Source organism: Arthrobacter sp. NPDC058097 (genome assembly GCF_042884885.1).
Taxonomy (GTDB): domain Bacteria; phylum Actinomycetota; class Actinomycetes; order Actinomycetales; family Micrococcaceae; genus Arthrobacter.
In genome coordinates this window covers 152,489-170,860 of the sequence record NZ_JBHVSZ010000003.1, presented here as the reverse complement: position 1 = coordinate 170,860, position 18,372 = coordinate 152,489, and the positions used below count along the sequence as shown (strand labels likewise).

At 66.9% G+C, this 18,372-nt stretch carries 16 protein-coding genes; 10 read left to right on the top strand and 6 right to left on the bottom strand.

Annotated features, from left to right (window positions below):
• The first annotated feature begins 175 nt into the window (after window positions 1-175).
• Complete coding sequence (locus tag ACFVTE_RS07300; RefSeq protein ID WP_387098666.1) at window positions 176-1,783, top strand: HNH endonuclease; 1,608 nt, start codon at window positions 176-178, stop codon at window positions 1,781-1,783.
• 13 nt (window positions 1,784-1,796) lie between these two features.
• Here the strand turns inward: ACFVTE_RS07300 and ACFVTE_RS07295 are convergent, their stop codons facing one another.
• Window positions 1,797-3,125, bottom strand: a complete 1,329-nt coding sequence (locus tag ACFVTE_RS07295) for a LuxR C-terminal-related transcriptional regulator (RefSeq protein WP_387098664.1) — start codon at window positions 3,123-3,125, stop codon at window positions 1,797-1,799.
• A gap of 150 nt (window positions 3,126-3,275) precedes the next feature.
• Between ACFVTE_RS07295 and hxlA the strand changes: the two genes are divergently transcribed.
• Window positions 3,276-3,899, top strand: a complete 624-nt coding sequence (gene hxlA, locus ACFVTE_RS07290; RefSeq protein WP_387098662.1) for a 3-hexulose-6-phosphate synthase — start codon at window positions 3,276-3,278, stop codon at window positions 3,897-3,899.
• 142 nt (window positions 3,900-4,041) lie between these two features.
• Here hxlA and ACFVTE_RS07285 read toward each other — a convergent pair whose 3' ends face one another.
• Both ACFVTE_RS07285 and ACFVTE_RS07280 read right to left on the bottom strand, forming a co-directional pair.
• On the bottom strand, window positions 4,042-4,425 hold the full coding sequence (locus tag ACFVTE_RS07285) for a hypothetical protein (protein WP_387098660.1): 384 nt from the start codon (window positions 4,423-4,425) through the stop codon (window positions 4,042-4,044).
• A 196-nt stretch (window positions 4,426-4,621) separates the two neighbouring features.
• Window positions 4,622-5,623: an EAL domain-containing protein gene (locus ACFVTE_RS07280; RefSeq protein WP_387098658.1), complete on the bottom strand. Its 1,002-nt coding sequence runs from the start codon at window positions 5,621-5,623 to the stop codon at window positions 4,622-4,624.
• Window positions 5,624-5,811: 188 nt separating this feature from the next.
• Here ACFVTE_RS07280 and ACFVTE_RS07275 point away from each other — a divergent pair, with 188 nt between their 5' ends.
• Window positions 5,812-6,351: a hypothetical protein gene (locus tag ACFVTE_RS07275; protein WP_387098656.1), complete on the top strand. Its 540-nt coding sequence runs from the start codon at window positions 5,812-5,814 to the stop codon at window positions 6,349-6,351.
• A 95-nt stretch (window positions 6,352-6,446) separates the two neighbouring features.
• On the opposite strand, the gene ACFVTE_RS07270 is transcribed toward ACFVTE_RS07275, so the two are convergent.
• Window positions 6,447-7,229, bottom strand: a complete 783-nt coding sequence (locus ACFVTE_RS07270) for a response regulator transcription factor (RefSeq protein WP_387098654.1) — start codon at window positions 7,227-7,229, stop codon at window positions 6,447-6,449.
• Window positions 7,230-7,726: 497 nt separating this feature from the next.
• Between ACFVTE_RS07270 and ACFVTE_RS07265 the strand changes: the two genes are divergently transcribed.
• Complete coding sequence (locus tag ACFVTE_RS07265; protein WP_387098652.1) at window positions 7,727-9,016, top strand: alkaline phosphatase family protein; 1,290 nt, start codon at window positions 7,727-7,729, stop codon at window positions 9,014-9,016.
• Window positions 9,017-9,028: 12 nt separating this feature from the next.
• Here ACFVTE_RS07265 and ACFVTE_RS07260 read toward each other — a convergent pair whose 3' ends face one another.
• Both ACFVTE_RS07260 and ACFVTE_RS07255 read right to left on the bottom strand, forming a co-directional pair.
• The gene (locus ACFVTE_RS07260) at window positions 9,029-9,502 is read right to left on the bottom strand and encodes a hypothetical protein (protein WP_387098650.1); all 474 of its coding nucleotides are present in this window, start codon (window positions 9,500-9,502) and stop codon (window positions 9,029-9,031) included.
• 142 nt (window positions 9,503-9,644) lie between these two features.
• Window positions 9,645-10,316, bottom strand: a complete 672-nt coding sequence (locus ACFVTE_RS07255; protein ID WP_387098648.1) for a GntR family transcriptional regulator — start codon at window positions 10,314-10,316, stop codon at window positions 9,645-9,647.
• A 144-nt stretch (window positions 10,317-10,460) separates the two neighbouring features.
• Here ACFVTE_RS07255 and glyA point away from each other — a divergent pair, with 144 nt between their 5' ends.
• From glyA to ACFVTE_RS07225, 6 genes are read left to right on the top strand one after another with little or no spacing between them, the layout of a single operon-like run.
• Window positions 10,461-11,801 carry a serine hydroxymethyltransferase gene (glyA, locus tag ACFVTE_RS07250; RefSeq protein ID WP_387098646.1) on the top strand — a complete coding sequence of 447 codons (1,341 nt, stop codon included), beginning with the start codon at window positions 10,461-10,463 and terminating at the stop codon, window positions 11,799-11,801.
• Entirely contained in the window at window positions 11,798-13,018 is a 1,221-nt protein-coding gene (locus ACFVTE_RS07245) for a sarcosine oxidase subunit beta family protein (RefSeq protein ID WP_387098644.1), read from the top strand. Before glyA ends, ACFVTE_RS07245 begins: the two co-directional genes overlap by 4 nt.
• Before the next feature lie 27 nt (window positions 13,019-13,045).
• Window positions 13,046-13,417, top strand: coding sequence for a sarcosine oxidase subunit delta (locus ACFVTE_RS07240; RefSeq protein ID WP_387098642.1), 372 nt, complete (start codon window positions 13,046-13,048; stop codon window positions 13,415-13,417).
• Window positions 13,414-16,368 (top strand): sarcosine oxidase subunit alpha family protein, encoded by a 2,955-nt coding sequence (locus ACFVTE_RS07235; protein WP_387098640.1) that lies wholly within the window; start codon window positions 13,414-13,416, stop codon window positions 16,366-16,368. Before ACFVTE_RS07240 ends, ACFVTE_RS07235 begins: the two co-directional genes overlap by 4 nt.
• Window positions 16,361-16,996 carry a sarcosine oxidase subunit gamma gene (locus ACFVTE_RS07230; protein ID WP_387098638.1) on the top strand — a complete coding sequence of 212 codons (636 nt, stop codon included), beginning with the start codon at window positions 16,361-16,363 and terminating at the stop codon, window positions 16,994-16,996. Before ACFVTE_RS07235 ends, ACFVTE_RS07230 begins: the two co-directional genes overlap by 8 nt.
• Window positions 16,996-18,369: an L-serine ammonia-lyase gene (locus tag ACFVTE_RS07225; RefSeq protein ID WP_387098636.1), complete on the top strand. Its 1,374-nt coding sequence runs from the start codon at window positions 16,996-16,998 to the stop codon at window positions 18,367-18,369. The genes ACFVTE_RS07230 and ACFVTE_RS07225 overlap by 1 nt, the downstream gene beginning before the upstream one ends.
• Window positions 18,370-18,372 lie beyond the last annotated feature (3 nt).

Sequence of the window (18,372 nt, the reverse complement as noted above, 5' to 3'; positions counted from 1 at the left end):
AGGCAAGCGCCGGTCGCCCAACTAGGTAGCACCTCAGGGCGTTCTGGGCGCTGGGAACGCCCTAAAGTGCTACCCAGTTTTCGTTCTGAGATGATTCGAAAAGTTTTTTTGATTGTGCCTCCGTCTGGTGCCGGATCGGCCCTTTAATGTCAGTGGCCCTTGGCAGACTGTGTTCATGGAAGGCATCGGGAATTCGGCACTGACAGCGGGGCCGCCGCACGGCGTTCTCCTGCGGGCTGCCGCAGCTCCTGCCGGCGATTTCCACTTCGACGCGTTCGCCAACGACGGGCTTCCGTACGACGATGACCTCGACGCCGCGTTTCCGGCGTCGTTGCCGGCGGACCCGTTTCCCGAGGCCCTGTTTGCGGACCGGCCCTTCGACGAGGACCTCTTTTATGACGACGGTGTTCCCTCCAGCGCCGGGTACTTTCTCCCGGCAGCGGACCTCACGGCGAACAATGCCGGGCTCATCGACCAGGTCCGCGCGTATGAGAATTTCAAGTGCTGGGCTGCCGGGCAGCAGGCCCGGCTTTCCGTGACCTTCGAGGCCCGGCTCCGTCAGGAACAAGCGGATCGTGGGACTCACGCGGACCGGACGCTGACCGCGGAGGACCTGGGCAAAGATCTGCGCAGGGACCGCGGCAAAGACCGGGACCTGGGCGCTGCCGAACAGATCGCGCTCGCCCGGGGCGAATCCCCGAACCGCGGGCAACGGCTGCTCGGCACGGCCAAAGCCCTGGTGCAGATGCCCCACACCCAGGCCGCCCTGGACACAGGACAGCTGAACGAGGAGCGCGTCATGTATGTGGCGAAAGAGACCGCCTGCCTGAGCCCGGCTGACCGGGCCGCCGTTGACGAGGAACTCGCCGCCGACACCGGCACCTTCACCGGCGCCGGAACCCTGGCCGTCATCGCAGCGGCCCGGGCCGCCGCGATCCGGCGGGATCCCCGCGCCGTCGCCCGGCGCGCCAGCCACGCCGCCTCGGAACGGCGGGTGAGCCTGCGCCCGGCACCGGACTGCATGACCTACCTGTCAGCGCTGCTGCCGGTCCACGAGGGCGTCGCCGTTCTCGCGGCACTGACCCGGAACGCCGACACCCTCCACGCCGCCGGGGACCCGCGCACCCGCGACCAGATCAAAGCCGACACCCTGGTCGAGCGGACCACCGGCACCCCCGGCGGCATCACCGGCATCGAACTCAACCTCGTCATGACCGACCGCACCCTCCTCCAAGGCGACTCCGAACCCGCCCGCATCACCGGCTACGGCATCATCCCCGCCGACTTCGCCCGCAACCTGCTCACGCAAGGGCGGGAAGAGCAGGCTCAAGTCCAGCCAGCAGCGCCCGATTCAGCCAGGAGTGTGAAGGAACTCAAGACCTGGGTCCGGCGGCTCTACACCGCCCCCGAAACCGGTGACCTCGTCGCGATGGACTCCAAGCGGCGCCTCTTCCCGGCCCCGCTGCGCCGCTTCATCCAGATCCGCGACGACATCTGCCGCACACCCTACTGCGACGCCCCGATCCGCCACCACGACCACACCATCCCCTGGCACAACGACGGCCCCACCACCCTGGCCAACGGCGCCGGACTCTGCGAAGCCTGCAACCACACCAAAGAACTCCCCGGCTGGAAAGTAAAACCCAGACCAGGACCACGACACACCATCGAAATCACCACGCCCACCGGACACACCTACCACTCCACCGCACCGCCGGTGCCGGGCAGCAGGCTGCAGACAGTCGCACCGCCGGGAACCAGCGAACCCGGAACCGGGCAGTAGTCCTTGCGCCGCCCTAACGCAGGCCGTTGCTGTGCGCCAGGGCGATCGCCTCGGTACGTGACGTGGCGCCGAGCTTGCGGTAGATGTTGCGGAGGTGGAACTTCACCGTGTTCTCACTGACGTGCAGCATGGCTGCGATGGCGCGGTTGCGCTGCCCGGCGGCCAGCAGCTGCAACACCTCGAGTTCGCGGTCGCCCAGGTTCCAGGCGCCGACGTCGGGCAGTTTGCGCTCCGGCGGATCCAGCGGAAGGGTGACGGCGACGTCGGCGCCCCAACCCTTCATCAGGTCAATTGTCATCCGGCCGTCCAGGACCTCCACCCGTTGCAGCAGGCGGACAATGCTGGGGGCCTCGCGGGAAAGGTTGCCCTGGCCGTCGTCGCGGACGTTGATGAGGAGGTTCTCGCCGTCGCAATCCCACTGGGTGCGGATGCGCCGCACGTCTGGCTGCTCGACCATGGCGAGCACCAGGCCCCGGACGATCGCCCTGGCCGCATGCGCCACTTCCCCGGGAAGGGCCCGGCCGTTGACCGGCGGCTCGATGAACTGGACGTCGATGCCGCTGAAATGCATCAGCGGCCGGAGATCCTCGCGGAGGCGCTGGAACGCCGTGGCAACAGGCTCTTCAACGAGTTCCGTGGTGCGGTCGTTGAGCGTCCGCAGCTCCACCAGGGCCTTGGCGGCCAGGTCGGTGGCGGACTTACGTGCGGCATCGTCGGCGAGGGAGGGAGCGCGCAGCGCCGCAAGCAGGGTTTCCAGCGTGGTTGAGTGCCGGTCCACCAACTCAGCCGTGACCCGGACCCGTTCGGCGGACGCCGCCCGGGACTCGATGAGGTACGACGGCGGCGCATCCGCCACCTTTTCGCGGATACGCTCGGCCGCCAGATTCCACAGATAGCGGACCAGCCACGGCACCGTAACCTCCTGCCCGGAAGGCTCAGCGCCGCTTTCACCGGTGACCGGCCGGGGTTCGACCAGGACCAGCAGCGCATTCGTCGGCGAGGGGAGGGCGACGACCGGATGTTCCCGCCCGCCAATCGGCGCCCGGCCCTGCCACGTTTCATCTCCGGAGAGTGTCGCCTTGATGGCGTCCAGTTCGGCGATGGAAACCTGGCTGATCACGTCTTCGTCGCCGGACTTCTTCTGCGGCCGGCCCGTGCAGTCTTCGGTGAAGATCACGAGAGCTCTGCTGCGCATGTACGGGAGGGTGGCCTCGTGCAGCCGCTGGGCAATCTCGCCCAGCGACGCCGTGGACAGGGACGCGATCGCTTCAAGCAGAGGCTTCACACCGTCGGCGGTGTCTGGCGTCAGGGAAAGAGCGGTGGCTTCGGTGGTGACTGACACCTGTCCATTGTATAGAAATCAGAGGGTCGGCCTATCCCTTTGGGTGGGAAAGACTGTCCGATTATGTCGTGGCGCCCACCCGCCTGGCCTTCGAGGATGGAACCAGGGAAAAACCAATCCTGAAAGACCCCACGAACAAAGGAAAGACACATGAAACTGCAAGTTGCCATTGACCTCCTGACCACCGAAGCTGCCCTCGAGCTGGCCGGCAAGGTCGCCGAGCACGTTGACATCATCGAACTCGGCACCCCGCTGATCAAGGCCGAAGGCCTGTCCGTCATCACCGCGATCAAGGAAGCCCACCCGGACAAGGTCGTCTTCGCTGACCTGAAGACCATGGACGCCGGCGAACTCGAAGCCGACATCGCCTTCAAGGCCGGCGCCGACCTGGTGACCGTGCTCGGTTCCGCCGATGACTCCACCATCGCCGGTGCGGTCAAGGCTGCCCAGGCCCACAACAAGGGCGTCGTCGTTGACCTCATCGGCGTCGCTGACAAGGTCACCCGTGCCAAGGAAGTCCGTGCCCTGGGTGCGAAGTTCGTGGAGATGCACGCCGGCCTGGACGAGCAGGCCAAGCCAGGCTTTGACCTGAACGGTCTGCTCAAGGCCGGTGCCGAAGCCCGCGTTCCGTTCTCCGTGGCCGGCGGCGTGAAGCTCGCCACCATCGGTGACGTCCAGAAGGCCGGCGCCGACGTCGCCGTCGCCGGCGGCGCCATCTACGGTGCAGCCGACCCCGCACTGGCCGCCAAGGAACTCCGCGCAGCCATCGTCTAGGTCTTACCTGGATCGAAACCGACGGCCTCAAAGAGACTAAAGGCTTCAAAGCCGACGGCGGCACCAGCCGCCGGGGTGGTCCGCACCGACAGGTGCGGGCCGCCCTCGCTGTTTTAAGCGGTTGTTCCGGAATGGGCCGCGGCTACGAGCACGAATCCCCGTCTGCATCGACACCGGGCAGGTATTTGAGGACCACCTCGGTAGTGGCGCCGTTTGGTGAGTGGCCGGCGGCCTGGCCCCGTGCCGCCACATCAGCGGCAGCCTCCACCCCGGCCTCGGTCGACGGGTGCTGCTGTGTCCGGTTCTGCGCCGTCGTTTCCTGCGCAGACCTGTTCCTGTTGCGGTGGGTGGTCCTGTGTTCCCCGCGGCTGTGGTGGTCCGGGGAAGTAGTTGACACCAGGATCACGGCGTCACTGGAGATCTGTTGCTTCGCTTGCCCCTGCGCGGTGAGCGTTCCACCGCCGGCCGTCCCCAGGAGGATGGCTATTCCCGCCACAACGGTGGCATTACGCGTACGTGCTTTCATGTTGGCCTCTTCCGGACCGGGCGGCCTGCATCTCCGGCGCGGACGCCTGGAGAAAGAGGCCCTTTCTCGCAAGTTACGCCCGCTGGGCCGGGACACAAAGCCCGCAGGCCAGATTAAGAGCGAACTCACAGTTTGGCTCCAGGCAGCGAACTGCTTCGATCCGCGAGTCCACGCCCAACGTGAGGACCGGGCGCTTCTAGTGGCGCTCTCCCAAAGAATCAGCCCCGCCGGTCCAGGCTGCCCAGTCGCGGGGGTCCACCGAGGGTCTGCCCAGCAGATAGCCCTGGCCTCTGGTGATTCCCAGTTTCACGACGGCGGCGAGTTCCTCCCGGCTCTCGATTCCTTCCGCGGACAGTGTCGCGCCTGTCTGCTCGGCCAGTGCAAAAACGAAGGGGGCCGTACCCGGCCCGTTTCCTGGCGCCACGGCGTCGGCGAGGAAGTCGCGGTCGACTTTGATGATGTCGGGGAGCAGGTGCAGGATCTGCTTCGCCGAGGTGGCGGCCGGTCCGGAGCCATCCACGGCAAGGCGCACGCCGTGCTGGCGCAGGGGGCTCAGAACCGCAGCAAGGCCCGCCAGTTCCCGGTCCGCAAGGTCGCCCATGATCTCGATGACCATCCGGTCCGGGTCGACCGTCCCGCCCAGCATCAGAGCCTGAACACGGGGGTCGGCGCATGCCGTGGGGCTGAGGTTGAACGACGCAAAAAAGTGGGGCGGAATCTCTCCTGCGGCGGAAAGGGCGAGGTGCAGGGCCGCGATTTCCAGGTCCGGCCCCAATCCCATGGCCGCCGCTCCGCGGAACCAGACGTCTGCGCTGGTCCCCTCATGGCTGACGAACCGTGCCAGCGCCTCAACCCCTATCACTTCTCCGCCGGGCAGTTGCCTGATGGGCTGGAAGGCCGTCAGCAGCATCCTCTTTCCCGTGGCGGCCTCGTTGCGCGAAGAATCCTCCGCGGGATCCTGCGGTGAGGACTTGGGGACGTTCCTGGTGCTGATCAGGTGGTGGAGCAGTGCCTGTTCGGGGTCGTCCATGTGGGTTGCCAGCAGGTCTAGTAGCTGCTCCCTGGCCCATGCTTTCTGCGGATCGGAGTCCGAGAGCACGTCGCTGATGATCTCCAGCACTTGGCGCCGGAGAGTTTCTCCATCCACGTTGCGGAACAGTTCCGGTGCTTGTTCACCGTCCGGAGGCGACTCGTCCATGGCCTTCACACTACTCCTCGGTAGTTGCCGTCGCGATTGAGGCGGCGCTGGAACCGTGAGCCAACGTTCACAGCCTCCTGACAGTTTCCGAACAGCGGGACCCTAACCTGCGGCCGGATCTTTGAAGAAGGGGCTAGGACAGATGCCCCTCCGTTCAAAGCCGCAACGCGGCCGATCAAGGAGACAGCATGTCACGAACCAAGAGAATCACCCTCGGCGTCACCGCCGGTGCCCTGGCGCTGGGCGCGGGACTCGGGGTTACCGGAATGGCCTCAGCCGCTACCACTCCAAGCCCCAGTGCAACGTCAAGTACCTCGTCGGACAGCAGCGCGTCGACTGACGGTTTCCGGGGCCACAAGGGCGACCGCGGCCAGATCGCGGCGGACCTTGCCACCAAGCTGGGTGTCGACGAAACGAAAGTGAGGGACGCAATCCAGGCGTTCCGTGAAGCGAACAAGCCGACGACGGCCCCGACCGAGGGCACCAGGCCGGACCGCACCGCCCAGGACGCCGCGATGGCCAAATCCCTGGCGACGGCACTCGATGTGGACGAAGCCAAGGTCACCGCGGCCCTGACGGAAATCCGCACGGCTGAGCAGGCCGAGCGCGCAGCCGCACTGAAGACCAAGCTGGACACCGCCGTCAAGGCCGGCACCCTCACCCAGGCCGAAGCCGACGCCGTCACGAAGGCCGTCGAGAAAGGCGTGATTGGGGGCGGTGGCCACTAGCAAGCCAGGAACTCCATTCACCCATGAACAGAGTTCAAGTTCACCCATGAATAGAGGAGTCCCCCGGGAAGGTCCCGGGGGACTCCTTGTCGCACCTAAACCCTGCCGTTTGTCACCACCGCCAACGCCTGGTCCAGCAGCCCCAGCCGGGCGGCTTTTTGCACCGCCATCAGCCGGTCGCCCACGTCAAGCTTGCGGTAGATGTGTTCGAGGTGCTTTTGGGCTGTCCGCGGTGAGATGTTGAAGTGATGGCCCAGGGACGTGGCGGTCAGCCCCTGGCCGAGCAGCCCCAGGATGGCGAGTTCCCGCTGGGTCAGCCCGGGCCCGTCTGTTGACGTGTCCTCCGAGGCCCAGGCGAGCTGCCGGTACAGGCCCGTCAGAATCGGCTGCAGGACCGTGGCCAGCGTGAGCTCGTCCTGGTCGAACTCCCGGTCAGGCCTCGCCAGCAGGTAGGCGCGATGAACCGGACCGTCCAGGAGCACGGGAATGGCCAGCTGGAAGTTGATTCCCAGCGGCCTGGCCAGCTCTTGCCATTCGGACTGCATGCGCCAGTCAGCCACCTGCCCGGGAACCCGGGCAAGCGACTGGGGATCGGAAAGCCCGGACACTGCGTACCAGCGCAGCAGCGGCTGCCAGGTGGCATCGGGAATGCGTGGGCCCGGCGGCAGCTTGGGAAGATAATCGCCGGGCCAGCAGCCCTCCATGTGGTCAACCCAGTCCGGGCCAACACTGCTGCGGCTGCAGCATGCGGCGTTGAACGAAACCGTGAGCCGCTTGGAGATCTCCTCCTCCGGATGGGGGTGGGCCGCAAATGGGTGCTGCAGGAATTCCCCGACAAATTCCAGCCACTCCCGGTATAACGCTTCGTTCCGCGTCATCCGTGCATTCTAGCAATCAAATACCTAGCTTTGCAGCTTCCAAATACAATGACCCAATGACAATCGTTGATAATTGCTTTGCAAAACTTGCTGACTAATCGTCCGCAAGTTGAATATCCATAAAAGCCATACGCAAAAGTGCGTACAGCCCTGCATTTATGGCGCTTCCTATAATGAGCCCACCGGCAAAAGGGCGCCGCTCCGTTCAGTCAGTCAGGGACGTGGAAGCCTTCGCCCGCCGCGGTTTCCGGGCCCGCCCGGGGCGACATCGAGACACTATTTCATGCCCTCGCCAAGATGGGAATTTTCTCATGAAACTCCACTTAAGCCCTGCAGCTCCACGCGGTAATCTGCACGGTAAGCATTTCGGTTCGAAGAATGCTCGTCTTCGTCCATTTTGTGTGGCTGTAGCATTGTTGCTTACGGCCACTTTCTCTTTAACGACCGCGCCTGCCCGGGCAGCCACAATTACGCTGGGACCATCGGCGGACGCCGTCGTGAAGAGTGCGACGCCGGGCACCAATTACGGCACGGCAACCGGCCTGAAGGCCGATAACAGCCCTGTGGAGATGTCGTTCCTCAAGTTTGTTGTCACAGGAACGGGAGGCACCGTCACAGCCGCCAAGCTGCGGCTCTTCGTGGCAGACCCCTCGCCCTCCGGCGGACAGTTCCGGCAGGTGCCGGACAACAGCTGGGCTGAAGGTTCCGTGACCTGGTCGAACGCGCCGGCCGCAAGCAGCACCAACATCGCCTCACTCGGAGCTGTCAGCACCGGCACCTGGGTGGAAGTGGATGTCTTCAGCGTGGTCAAGGGCGACGGAACGTACTCCCTGCGCATCAGCAGTACGAACTCCGATGGCGTGATCTACAACTCGAAGGAATTCAGCGACGCCACCCGCCGGCCGCAACTGGTGCTCACCACCGGCTCCACGCCTCCGCCGCCGCCGCCACCTCCGCCGGGCTCACCCTGTGGAACAGCCGCCGCGCCGCCGGCGACCTACGATCACGTCATCTGGATCATCTTCGAGAACAAGAGGTACTCCCAGGTCATCGGCAGCCCCAGCGCACCGTACATGACGCAGACGGCCCAAAAGTGCGCCAGCATGACCAACTGGAGCGACGCCGGGTCCGCGTTCCCCTCGTTGCCGAACTACATCGCCCTGACCTCCGGGAGCAATCAGGGTGTGACGTCGGATAGCAGCCCGGGCAGCCTTCCCGCCATTACCGCGGACAATCTCTTCCGCCAGGTCCGGGCACGGGGACTGACCCAGAAGAGCTACCAGGAGGACATGCCGTCGAACTGCAGGCTGACCGATTCCGGCCTTTACGCGGTGAGGCACAACCCGGAGGCCTACTACCAGGGGACGGGGGACAGGGCCGCATGCGCCACGAACAACGTCCCGCTCGGGACCACGACGTCCGGAAACCTGTTCAACGACCTGACGAACAACACGCTGCCCGGCTTCTCGCTGATCACGCCGAACGTCTGCAATGACACACATGACTGCAGCATCACCACCGGCGACACGTGGCTTTCGAGGTGGCTTCCGGTGATCCTGGCGAGCCAAAGCTACCAGGCGGGACGCACCGCCGTCGTGGTCCTGTATGACGAGGACACGCCCATCCCCAACTTCGTGGTGGCACCGTCCGTCATTCCGGGGACTGTGGTGACGGGTGCCTACAGCCACTACTCGCTGCTGCGGGCCACGGAGGAAATGCTTGGTATCACGAATCTCCTGTTGAACGCCCGAACGGCTCCGAGCCTTCGGCAGCCGCTGAATCTCTAGCCCGTCACAGGCCTAGCCGCGGTCCAGGTTCACGGTCCAGGTGCCGCTGGCATTGACCGAGGAGCACCGGAATTCCGTGGCCGCGGGCTTGCCGGCCGTGGGGTCAGTGTAGGTGCCGGTGGTTTGGTAGCTGCCGCTCTTCGCCATGGCGGTGGACTTGGTGCCGGGCTGGACCTCGGCGGTGGGGTACTTCTCGGTCACGCGCATTTCGCACACCGTGTTGGCCTCGTCCAGGAGCTCCGCGTCAGCCGGCTTCGCAGCCTTCCCGGCGGGGGAAGCGGAAGCCGGGGGCGCGGAGCTCGGCGCGCCAGCGGGGGCAGTGGCGGCCGCAGACGACGGGGGAGCGGTGGCGGCCTGCCGGTCCGTCCGGGGGGCCAGGGCAGAAACGGCGACGGCCACCCCCGCCAAAACCACCACCACGGCACCAAGGAGGACAAAAAGCAGACGACGCCGGGACGCGCCTTGAGGGGTGGGTGCAACGGACACGGCGTGCCTCTTTCGAAACGCTGGTCAGGCCTGGAAGCGGCAGGTACCTGGCCCTGCTGTCACCCTCATTGGCGGCGGACGTTTCTGGCAGAATAGCCGCCCGGGTGGCCGCCAACAAGGGCATGGGGCGCTGCGAAAGGTCCTACAGCACCTTGCGGATGGTCTCCTCGAAGCTCGTGACGTGGTGCAGCGCCAGCTCGCCCGCCTTGTCCGAGTCTCCCTCGGCCACGGCCTTGAGCAGGTCCACGTGCTCGCCGATGTGCCCGCTCACCGACGGGACCTTGTCCAGGACCAGGCACCAGATGCGCGTGGCGAGGTTGTCGTAGCGGATCAGGGTGTCCTCGAGGTGCGGGTTGGCCGCGGCGCGGTAGATCAGCCGGTGTACCGTCAGGTCATAGCGCATGAGCTCCCGCGACTGGGCGGGGGTGGGTGCCAGCTCCGAGATGGCCTTGGCGACGTCCAGCAGTTCTTCGCGCATGGCGGCGTTCGCCCGCTTGGCGGCCCGGCGCGCCGCGAGCGGTTCCAGCAGTTCGCGGATTTCGGAGACGTCGGCCAGTTCGGTGAAGTCCACGGTCGTGGCGAACGTTCCCCGGCGCGGGTAGGACACCACCAGGTGGTCCACTTCCAGGCGCTTGATGGCTTCACGCACGGGCGTCCGCCCGAAGCCGAGTTCGGCCGCCAGCTGGCCGTCATTGATCGGATCGCCAGGGCGGATGTCCAGCATGATCAGCTTGTCGCGCAGTTGCCGGTACGCAGCCTCGGCCTGGGACAGCGTTTCGTCCTCGGCGGGCGGCATGGCGGGAAGGGCATTCACAGCGGGACTCCGTTCATGGGCTCCAAGCGGAAGCGAAGTGCCATTTTGCTTCCTGGTATTGACTCTGTTGTGAGCCCAATCATACCATTGACCTCACACTGATATATCAGTCCTAAGCTAAGTGGTATTTCATAAGGAGTATTCGTGGTTGAGCAGTTGAACGACCGACTTTCCGCAGTCGATCCCGAGATCCAGCAGGCAGTCGCACGCGAGCTGGACCGCCAGCAGTCCACGCTGGAAATGATCGCCTCGGAGAACTTCGCTCCTGCGGCCGTCATGGAGGCGCAGGGTTCGGTCCTCACCAACAAGTACGCCGAGGGCTACCCGGGCAAGCGCTACTACGGTGGCTGCGAGCACGTCGACGTCGTCGAGCAGCTGGCCATCGACCGCGTGAAGGCCCTGTTCGGCGCCGAGTTCGCCAACGTCCAGCCGCACTCCGGCGCGCAGGCCAACGCCGCCGCCATGTTCGCCCTGCTGAACCCGGGCGATACCATCCTCGGCCTGGACCTGGCCCACGGCGGCCACCTCACCCACGGCATGCGCATCAACTTCTCCGGCAAGCTCTACAACGTGGTTCCGTACCACGTCCGCGAATCCGACTTCCGCGTGGACATGGCCGAGGTCGAGGCCCTGGCCCTGGAGCACAAGCCCAAGCTGATCGTGGCCGGCTGGTCCGCCTACTCCCGCCAGCTCGACTTCGCCGAGTTCCGCCGGATCGCCGACCTCGTCGGTGCCTACCTGATGGTGGACATGGCCCACTTCGCCGGCCTCGTCGCCGCGGGCCTGCACCCCAACCCGGTGCCGTACGCCGACGTCGTCACCACCACCACCCACAAGACCCTGGGCGGCCCCCGCGGCGGCGTCATCCTCGCCAAGGAGCAGTACGCCAAGAAGATCAATAGCGCCGTGTTCCCCGGCCAGCAGGGCGGCCCGCTGGAGCACGTCATCGCCGCCAAGGCTGTGGCCTTCAAGCTCGCCGCAACCGAGGGCTTCAAGGAACGCCAGGAGCGCGTCCTCGAAGGCGCCAAGCTGCTGGCCGAGCGCTTCCTGCAGCCCGACGTCGAAGCCGCCGGCATCACGGTGGTCAACGGCGGCACGGACGTCCACCTGGTCCTCGTCGACCTGCGGAACTCCGAACTGGACGGCCAGCAGGCCGAGGACACGCTGCACCGGATCGGCATCACCGTCAACCGCAACGCCGTTCCGTTCGACCCCCGCCCGCCGATGGTCTCCTCCGGCCTGCGGATCGGCACCCCCGCCCTGGCCACCCGCGGCTTCGGCGCCGCCGAGTTCACCGAGGTTGCAGACATCATCGCCAAGGCCCTCACCGGCGCTGCAGGCACCGGAACGCTCGACGACGGCACCGCCGTCGAACTCCGCGCCCGCGTCACCGCGCTCGCCGGGCAGTTCCCCCTGTACCCCCAGCTCAGCGGCGCCACCGAGATTGCCGCCTTTGAAAACGACATGATTGGAGCAGCCCAGTGAGCACGCACCACCTTCCGGAACACCCGGAGTTCCTGTGGCACAACCCGGAGCCCAAGTCCTCCTATGACGCCGTGATCGTCGGCGGCGGCGGGCACGGCCTGGCCACCGCGTACTACCTGGCCAAGAACCACGGCATGACCAACATCGCCGTCCTGGAGAAGGGCTGGCTGGCCGGCGGCAACATGGCCCGCAACACCACCATCATCCGTTCCAACTACCTCTGGGACGAGAGCGCCGCCATCTACGAGCACGCCCTGAAGCTGTGGGAAATCCTGCCCGAGGAGCTGGAGTACGACTTCCTCTTCAGCCAGCGCGGCGTGATGAACCTGGCCCACACCCTGGGCGACGTGCGCGAAAGCATCCGCCGCGTGGGCGCCAACAAGCTCAACGGCGTGGACGCAGAATGGTTGGACCCGCAGCAGGTCAAGGAACTCTGCCCCATCCTGAACATCCGCGACGACATCCGCTACCCGGTCATGGGCGCTACCTACCAGCCGCGCGCCGGCATCGCCAAGCACGACCACGTTGCCTGGGCCTTCGCCCGCAAGTGCGACGAGATGGGCGTGGACATCATCCAGAACTGCGAAGTCACCGGCTTCATCAAGGACGGCAACCGCGTGGTGGGCGTCAAGACCAACCGCGGCACCATCAACACCGAAAAGGTGGGCCTGGCCGCCGCCGGCCACAGCTCGGTCCTGGCGGAAATGGCCGGCTTCCGGCTCCCCATCCAGTCCCACCCGCTGCAGGCGCTGGTTTCCGAGCTGCACGAGCCGGTCCACCCGACCGTCGTCATGTCCAACCACGTCCACGTGTACGTCTCCCAGGCGCACAAGGGCGAACTGGTCATGGGCGCCGGCGTCGACTCCTACAACGGCTACGGCCAGCGCGGCTCCTTCCACGTGATCGAGCACCAGATGGCGGCCGCCGTCGAACTCTTCCCGATCTTTGCCCGCGCACACGTGCTCCGGACCTGGGGCGGCATCGTGGACACCACGCTGGACGCCTCGCCGATCGTGGGCACCACGCCGGTGGACAACATGTTCGTCAACTGCGGCTGGGGCACCGGCGGCTTCAAGGGCACGCCGGCTGCCGGCCTGACTTTCGCGCACACCATCGCCACCGGCGAACCGCACAAGCTGAACAAGCCGTTCGCCCTGGAACGCTTCGAAACCGGTGCCCTGATCGACGAACACGGCGCTGCCGCCGTCGCGCACTAGCCACGGTCCACAAGAAAGAAGACGCACATGCTGCTTATCTCCTGCCCCAACTGCGGCCCGCGGGACGAAACCGAGTTCCACTACGGCGGCCAGGCCCACGTGCCCTACCCCGAGAACCCCAACGAGCTGACCGACCGGGAATGGGCCGAGTACCTGTTCTACCGCGAGAACACCAAGGGCACCTTCGCCGAACGCTGGGTGCACAGCACCGGCTGCCGGCAGTGGTTCAACATGCTCCGCGACACGGTCACGTACGACATCCAGGCCGTGTACCCGATGGGGGTGCCGCGGCCCGCCGCGCCCGTCCCGCCCGCAGCTGATACCGGCACCGCAAGCACCGGCGCCGCCAGCACCACCCCCCTCAGCCCCAGCACCGCCCCGGAAGGAGCGACCAAGTGACCTCCCAGAACACGCGCCTCAGCACCGGCGGCCGCATCGACCGCAGCATCTCCTGGCGCTTCACCGTGGACGGCGAGGAATTCACCGGACACCCGGGCGACACCCTGGCCTCCGCGCTGCTGGCCAACGGCCGCATCGCCGCCGGCAACTCGCTGTACGAGGACCGCCCCCGCGGCATCCTGGCCGCCGGCGTCGAAGAGCCCAACGCCCTGGTCCGGATCGAAGCCCGGTTCCCCGGCGACGTCGCCGAGTCCATGCTGCCCGCCACCACAGTTTCCCTGGTGGACGGCCTCAAGGCCGGCTTCCTGAACGGCCTCGGCAAGCTGGACCCGGCCGATGACCGCGCCGAGTACGACAAGAAGTACGTCCACACCGACATCCTCGTCATCGGCGGCGGCCCCGCCGGCCTGGCCGCGGCCCGCGAAGCTGTCCGCAGCGGGGCCCGCGTCATCCTGATGGACGACCAGCCCGAACTCGGCGGCTCGCTGCTCTCCGGATCCATCGCGCCCGAACTGGCAGAAACCATCGAGGGGAAGCCCGCCCTGGAATGGGTTGCCGACGTCGAGGCCGAGCTGGTCTCCGGCGCCGAAAGCACCGTGCTGAACCGCACCACCGCATTCGGTGCCTACGACGCCAACTACGTCATCGCGGTCCAGAACCGCACCGACCACCTCTCCAGCCCGGCCGCCGCCGGTGTCTCCCGCCAGCGTATTTGGCACATCCGTGCCAACCAGGTTGTGCTGGCCCCCGGCGCCCACGAGCGTCCGCTGGTGTTCGAGAACAACGACCGCCCGGGCGTCATGCTCGCCTCGGCTGTCCGCAGCTACCTGAACCGCTACGCCGTGGCCGCCGGTCAGCGCGTGGTCATCAGCACTACCAACGACAGCGCCTACGCCCTGGCCTCGGACCTGCGCGCCGCCGGCATCAAGGTCGCGGCCGTCGTCGACGCCCGTCCCGCCCTGACCCCGGTGGCTGCCGCCGCCGTCGAGGCCGGCACCCGGGTGCTGATCGGCAGCGCGGTGGCCAACACCGCGTCCGCCGCCGGAACAGACACCGACGGCCGGCTGAACAGCGTCACCGTCCGCAGCATTAACGACGACGGCGAACTCACCTCGGGCGTCGAAGAGATCGCCGCAGACCTGCTGGCAGTCTCCGGCGGCTGGAGCCCGCTGGTGCACCTGCACTCGCAGCGCCAGGGCAAGCTGCGCTGGGACGAGGACCTGGCCGCCTTCGTGCCGTCCACCGTGGTCCCCAACCAGCAGACCATCGGCTCCGGCCGCGGCAGCTTCGAGCTCGCTGACTGCCTCGCCGAGGGCATCTCGGCCGGCGCTTCGGCGGCCATCGCCGCCGGCTTCGAGTCCGCCGTCGAGCCCGCCGCCCTGGCGGAGCCGAAGGCGTCCGCCCCGACCCGGCAGCTGTGGCTGGTCCCCGGCCAGACCGGAACCCCGGACGACTGGCACAACCACTTCGTCGACTTCCAGCGTGACCAGTCCGTGGCCGACGTTTTGCGCTCCACCGGCGCCGGCATGCGGTCCGTGGAACACGTCAAGCGCTACACCTCCATCAGCACCGCCAACGACCAGGGCAAGACCTCCGGCGTAAACGCCATCGGCGTCATCGCCGCGGCACTCCGCCAGGCCGGGGAGGCATCCCGGGGCATCGGCGACATCGGCACCACCACCTACCGTGCGCCGTTCACCCCTGTAGCATTCGCAGCACTGGCCGGACGCCAGCGCGGCGAGCTCTTCGACCCCGCCCGCGTTACCTCGATCCACCCGTGGCACGTTGCCCAGGGCGCGCTCTTCGAGGACGTCGGGCAGTGGAAGCGGCCGTGGTACTACCCGCAGAACGGCGAGGATATGGACGAGGCCGTGCTCCGCGAGTGCGCCGCCGTCCGCGACTCCGTGGGCTTCATGGACGCCACTACCCTCGGCAAGATCGAGATCCGCGGCAAGGATGCCGGTGAGTTCCTGAACCGCATCTACACCAACGCGTTCAAGAAGCTCGCCCCGGGCTCAGCGCGCTACGGCGTCATGTGCCTCCCGGACGGCATGATCTTCGACGACGGCGTGACCCTGCGCCTGGACGAAGAGACCTACTTCATGACCACCACCACCGGCGGCGCCGCCAAGGTGCTGGACTGGCTGGAGGAATGGCTGCAGACCGAATGGCCGGAACTCGACGTGCACTGCACCTCGGTGACCGAACAGTGGAGCACGATCGCCGTCGTCGGACCCAAGTCCCGCGACGTCATCGCCAAGGTTGCCCCGGAACTGGCCGCCAACGGCGGACTGGACGCCGAGGCGTTCCCGTTCATGACCTTCCGCGAAACCACCCTCGCGTCCGGCGTACAGGCCCGCATCTGCCGGATCTCGTTCTCCGGTGAACTGGCCTACGAAATCAACGTGCCGTCCTGGTACGGGCTGAACACCTGGGAATCCGTGGCCGCGGCCGGTGCCGAGTTCAACATCACCCCTTACGGCACCGAGACCATGCACGTGCTGCGCGCCGAGAAGGGCTACCCGATCGTCGGGCAGGACACCGACGGCACCGTCACCCCGCAGGATGCCGGCATGGAGTGGATCGTTTCCAAGGCCAAGGACTTCATCGGCAAGCGCTCCTACGCCCGGCTGGACCAGCAGCGCGACGACCGCAAGCACCTGGTCAGCGTCCTGCCGGTGGACGGCTCGCTGAAGCTGCCGGAAGGAACCCAGCTGGTGGAGAAGGGCATCCCGGCGAACCCCGCCTACGGCCCGGTCCCGATGCAGGGCTTCGTGACCTCCAGCTACCACAGCGCCGCCCTGGGCCGCTCGTTCGGCCTGGCCCTCATCAAGAACGGCCGCAACCGGATCGGCGAGACCCTGGTGGCCGCCGCCGGCAACCAGCTCGTCGACGTAGTCGTGGCAGAAACCGTACTGTTTGACCCCGAAGGGACCCGCAAAGATGGCTAACACCGCAGCCTTCACAGGCATCAATGGACTCCGGGAAATCCGCCGCAGCCCAGCCTCACACCTGGCCGAAGCATTCGACACCGGGTCCGTGCAGGGAACAGTCACCCTCAAAGAAGGCCCGTTCCAGACCATGGCCGGCGTCCGCGTGGACACCAGCTCCGAGGCCGGCGCCCGGATCGCCTCCGTCACCGGCGGCCTGCCGGAGCGCTGCGGCGAGGTCCGCGGCAGCGAACGCGTCAGCGTGCTGTGGCTCGGCCCGCAGGAGTTCCTCATCGTGGCACCGGAAGACGCCCACGACTCCCTCGGCGGGGACCTGATCGGCTCCCTCAAGTCCGCCCTGGGCGACGCCGCCGGACAGGTGGTGGACCTCTCCGCCAACCGCACCACGTTCGAGCTGTCCGGCCCCCGGGCCCGTGCCGTGCTGGAAAAGGGCTGCTCCCTGGACCTGCACCCGCGCACCCTGAAGCCGGGCACCGCACTCAACACCGAGGTGGGCAACATCCCGGTGGTCCTGTTCAAGACCGGCGAGGAAAGCTTCCGGCTGTTCCCCCGCGCCTCGTTCGCCGACTACCTGGGCCGCTGGCTTTTGGACGCCATGAGGGAGTTCGCTTCCCCCGAGGTGCCCTGATGGCGCTAAGCGCCCTGGATCTGTTTTCCGTTGGCATCGGGCCGTCGTCGTCACACACGGTCGGCCCGATGCGGGCGGCAAAGCAGTTCGCCGACGGACTCAAGGGCGGCGGGCTGCTGAGCGCCACCGCGCGGGTCCAGGCGGAGCTCTTCGGGTCCCTCGGGGCCACCGGCCGGGGCCACGGCTCCGACAAGGCCGTGGTGCTGGGCCTGCAGGGCCTGGACCCGGAGACCGTTGACACCTCCACCGCCGACGACCAGGTGGCAGCCGCCGCCCTGGACTCCGAACTGCGGATCGGCGGGGACCACCGGGTGGACTTCAACTGGGACGAGGACGTGGTGCTGCACCGGCGGAAGTCGCTGCCGGCCCACCCCAACGGCATGACCTTCCGCGCAATGGACCGCGCCGGCACGGTGCTCAGCGAGCGGAGCTTCTACTCCATCGGCGGCGGCTTCGTCGTTGACGGCGATGCCGACGCCGGCGCCAAGGTGGTGGCGGACGAAACCCCGCTGCCGTACCCCTTCACCACGGCCAACGGGCTGCTGGAGATCTGCAAGCGCGAAAACATGTCGATCTCCGACGTCATGCTCGCCAACGAGCTGGTCTGGCGCAGCGAGGCGGAACTCCGCGAGGAACTGCTGAAGCTGTGGGCCGTCATGCGCGAGTGCGTGGACAACGGCTGCTCCGCCGAAGGCATCCTCCCCGGAGGGCTGAACGTGAAGCGGCGTGCGCCGCAGCTCTTCCAGACCCTGTCCAAGGACTCCGGCAGCACCGATCCGCTGAGGGCCATGGAGTGGGTCAACCTCTTCGCGCTGGCCGTCAACGAGGAGAACGCGGCCGGCGGCCGTATCGTCACGGCCCCCACCAACGGGGCAGCCGGAATCGTGCCCGCGGTCCTGCACTACTACGTGAAGTTTGTTCCCGGAGCCGACGACGACGGTGTGGTGCGCTTCCTGCTGGCGGCGGCCGCCGTCGGGATTCTGTTCAAGATCAACGCCTCCATCTCCGGTGCGGAGGTGGGCTGCCAGGGCGAGGTCGGCTCGGCCTGCTCCATGGCCGCCGCCGGGCTCTGCGAGGTGCTGGGCGGCACACCTGAACAGGTGGAGAACGCTGCCGAGGTGGGGATCGAACACAACCTGGGCCTGACCTGCGACCCCGTGGGCGGCCTGGTGCAGATCCCGTGCATCGAGCGGAACGCGATCGCCAGCGTCAAGGCGATCAACGCCGGGCGGCTGGCCCTGCACGGGGACGGCAGCCACAAGGTGTCGCTGGACAAGGCCATCAAGACCATGCGCGAGACCGGCGCCGACATGAAAACCAAGTACAAGGAAACCTCTCGAGGAGGCCTCGCTGTGAATGTAATTGAGTGCTGAACG

Bases quoted from the DNA above. Each gene is read 5' to 3' on its own strand.
- ACFVTE_RS07300 (WP_387098666.1), top strand. From the start codon at position 176: ATGGAAGGCATCGGGAATTCGGCACTGACAGCGGGGCCGCCGCACGGC.
- hxlA (WP_387098662.1), top strand. From the start codon at position 3,276: ATGAAACTGCAAGTTGCCATTGACCTCCTGACCACCGAAGCTGCCCTC.
- ACFVTE_RS07285 (WP_387098660.1), bottom strand. From the start codon at position 4,425: ATGAAAGCACGTACGCGTAATGCCACCGTTGTGGCGGGAATAGCCATC.
- ACFVTE_RS07280 (WP_387098658.1), bottom strand. From the start codon at position 5,623: ATGGACGAGTCGCCTCCGGACGGTGAACAAGCACCGGAACTGTTCCGC.
- ACFVTE_RS07275 (WP_387098656.1), top strand. From the start codon at position 5,812: ATGTCACGAACCAAGAGAATCACCCTCGGCGTCACCGCCGGTGCCCTG.
- ACFVTE_RS07270 (WP_387098654.1), bottom strand. From the start codon at position 7,229: ATGACGCGGAACGAAGCGTTATACCGGGAGTGGCTGGAATTTGTCGGG.
- ACFVTE_RS07240 (WP_387098642.1), top strand. From the start codon at position 13,046: ATGCTGCTTATCTCCTGCCCCAACTGCGGCCCGCGGGACGAAACCGAG.
- ACFVTE_RS07230 (WP_387098638.1), top strand. From the start codon at position 16,361: ATGGCTAACACCGCAGCCTTCACAGGCATCAATGGACTCCGGGAAATC.
- ACFVTE_RS07225 (WP_387098636.1), top strand. From the start codon at position 16,996: ATGGCGCTAAGCGCCCTGGATCTGTTTTCCGTTGGCATCGGGCCGTCG.